We start from the raw sequence: 2,882 nt of genomic DNA, 5'->3' as shown, positions 1-2,882 counted from the left end.
GGCTGGGTCCGCGCGGGCGGCGTGCCGATCGTCCGATGGAAGAACGTCGTGAACACCTGGCGCCGCAAGCCCGCGCCGCGCTCCGCCCGTAAGTCCGGCCCGTCTGGCGCGAAGAGGGCCATGAGCGTCGCCGAGCGCGTGGCCGCCGACAGCGACTTCAGCGACTTCAGCGACGATTAGCTCAGACGGAGGGAGAACCGAGATGAACGACACGCAAGCGCAGGCGAGGCCGAAAAGGCCCGCGCTCGAGGAAGTCGAGGCCTACGTCCGCGGGAAGGGCTACGACGACCGCGGCTCCGCCAACGCCTTCTACGGCAACTTCTTCTACGCATACCACGATGCCCGCGCCTGGCGGCGCGCGGACGGCACGCCGGTGCTCGATTGGAGGGCGGAGGCGGACGCGTGGCACGAGATGGGGCCGCATTACCTCGAGCCGGAGCACCTGGCCCCCGCCGCGGCGCCCGTTCGGACTCCGGTGCCAGCGGCGCCCGTGCCCGAGGCCCCGGCTGCAACAGCCGCGCCGCTTCCCGTCGGCGGCGCCCTGCCTCCGCTCGAGATCGCGGACGTGGCCGCCCTCGCCGCGACCGACCCCGCGTTCCATGAGGCGGTCGTGCGCAAGACCGGCATCCCGCCGCGCTTCGCCCGCCGCATCGCCGAGGGAGTGGCCGCCCCGGAGCATGCCTACGACGCGCGCCTCGCGCACGGCGGCGGGCTGTACATCTACGGTCCGCGCGGGGTCGGCAAGACCGAGATGGCGTGCCGTATCGCCTACGACTACGCCGGTTCGCGCCTCGATCCCCGCTTCGGCAACTGGGCGTACCGGCCCGTCCCGAAGGGCAGGCCCAAGCACGGCGCCAGGTTCATCGTCTCGGCGGACCTCATGACCGAGCTCCGCTCGACCTTCGACAAGGGCGGCGACAGCGAGGCCGACGTCATCCGCAGGTACGTGAACGTCCCGGTCCTGATCATCGACGACCTGGGCAAGGACTCCTCGACCCAGTGGGTGCTCGCGAAGCTGTTCCAGATCGTCAACGGCCGTTACGAGGCCGAGCGCGCCACGATCGTCACCAGCCAGTACACCCAGGCCGGCCTCGCCGCGGTGCTGTCGGAGTACGGCCGCAAGGAGGACGCCCTGGCGATCGTCTCGCGCCTGGCCGAGATGACCGAGCGCGTCAAGATGGACGGCCCTGACCGCCGCATGGCGCCCTGCGATGCCGAGGGGGCAGGGCGATGAGCCGCCGTGCCCCCCAGGAGGGGCGCAGCTACGAGCAGGCCCTCTACTCCGTCGTCCTGCTGGTGCCGCGCCTCCCGAGGGCCGAGCGCACCGGGACGGTGAGGGTCCTGCTCGACTTCATCGCCGACCTCTGGGAGCTGGACCGGGCGCGCGTCGATGCGGACTTCGCATCGCTCGTCCGCGGGCTTCCCCGTTGACGTTCGCATAGGTATGCACACACGTACCCGCGCATCTGCGCGTTTGCGCATGTGCATACCTGCATAGATACACAGGCATGAGGGCGCGTATCCGCGCGCCCTCCTTGAGGGATTGGGGTTCCCCATGGAGAGGATCGAGGACATGGCCGCACGCGAGGCCGAGGAGCACATCGCCGCGCTCTACGGCGACGAGCTGTACGGGCTCGAGCTCGACGGCGAGGTCTCGGGCGAGGGCGCCATGCGGTGCGCCTGCTCGCCGGTCCATGACGAGGTGAGGGGCATTTGCGATATGCTGGGGCTGGACTTCACCCGCGTCGACCGGATCGCGACCGGGCGCGCCGGGATGCTCTGGGCGGGCGAGGGGATGCCGCACCGCTTCGACGCGTGCTTCGAGATCCGCGACATCGCGCGGCGCCTGCGCGCCCTGCGGCCCGACGGCGCTTCCCGTTCGGAAAGCCCCGACCCGCACCGCCGGCCCCATCGGTGATCGGCGCTAGCATTTTGCAGAAGGACACGCATGGGCCAGATGCGCCTGGGCAATGGAATGGAGTTTCAAGATGGACAGGCAGATGATCGAGGGCATGCTGGGCGACGCACTCGAACGTGAGATCATCACGGCGAAGATGGTAGACGGGGCGTATCCTCCCGCCGTCGCAGTCGGGATCCTTGACGGCCCCGGCCGCGAGATCGGCTTCGGGCATGGGGAAAGCCAGCTGACGGTGATTCTCCCTGACATCGGGGACTGCGCGCGCTTCGTCGACTCATGCAAGGCCCTCGGCGGCAAGGCGCCGTTGGGAACCTATGGCGGCGAACTTGTCTCGGCGATGGCCCGCGAGCTCGAGCGCGAGGAATCCGCCCCCGCGCTCGCCGCCCTGGAATCCGCCCTGGATGGCGCGAGGCGAGGCGGCTATTGCGTATTCGACCGGGGCATCCACGATGACGTCCCGGACCCCGGCCTGGTCTACCTGTGCTCGACCTACCCGGCGGCCGTCCGCCTGAAGGACTCCCTGGACTCCGTCCGTGCCCAGGGCAACGACCCCGACTGCCGCACGCTGGGCGTCTACCGCGTGGTGGACGGGTACGATTACTTCATCATGGGGGGACTGTACGGCGACACGCAGGCGGACGCATACGCCGTCCACGGCGACCTCGCCGTGGACTGGGGCGCCGGCGAGGTCGCCTTCCGCATCTCCGACCTTAAAGCGAAGACGTTCTCGTACGATATCGATGCCGACGGCGGGCAGAAGGCGTCGACGCTCGTCTACTACACCGATGAGGGGGCCGACCCGGTCCTCTTCCAGCAGGCCGACGGCGACTGGCGCCTGGCGAGCGACAACTTCCTCGCGGAGAACGCGATCGTCGAGGACTTGGAGCGGGCCTATACCGGCGAGATCTCGCCGGTATATCTCGATCGGGATATCGTCGACATGGAGGAGATGGCCGAGGCCTAC

At 69.4% G+C, this 2,882-nt stretch carries 4 protein-coding genes and 1 pseudogene; all 5 read left to right on the top strand.

From position 1 onward, the window contains the following. Positions 1–180, top strand: a pseudogene (locus tag ACMO6A_RS12715) (helix-turn-helix domain-containing protein); the annotation flags it as partial. Positions 181–202: 22 nt separating this feature from the next. Then, positions 203–1,234, top strand: a complete 1,032-nt coding sequence (locus ACMO6A_RS12710) for an ATP-binding protein (protein WP_418471364.1) — start codon at positions 203–205, stop codon at positions 1,232–1,234. Continuing rightward, positions 1,231–1,431, top strand: a complete 201-nt coding sequence (locus ACMO6A_RS12705) for a hypothetical protein (RefSeq protein WP_114552055.1) — start codon at positions 1,231–1,233, stop codon at positions 1,429–1,431. The genes ACMO6A_RS12710 and ACMO6A_RS12705 overlap by 4 nt, the downstream gene beginning before the upstream one ends. 124 nt (positions 1,432–1,555) lie before the next feature. Next, a complete protein-coding gene (locus tag ACMO6A_RS12700; protein WP_418471362.1) occupies positions 1,556–1,918 on the top strand; it encodes a hypothetical protein in 363 nt (120 codons plus the stop codon). 70 nt (positions 1,919–1,988) lie between these two features. Continuing rightward, the coding region (locus ACMO6A_RS12695) for a hypothetical protein (RefSeq protein WP_418471360.1) at positions 1,989–2,882 on the top strand (894 nt) is incomplete at its 3' end.

Source organism: Eggerthella sp. (assembly GCF_048329335.1).
Taxonomy (GTDB): Bacteria; Actinomycetota; Coriobacteriia; order Coriobacteriales; family Eggerthellaceae; genus Eggerthella; species Eggerthella lenta.
The sequence above is the reverse complement of the archived record's forward strand: the minus strand, read 5'-3'. Positions and strand labels throughout refer to the sequence as shown.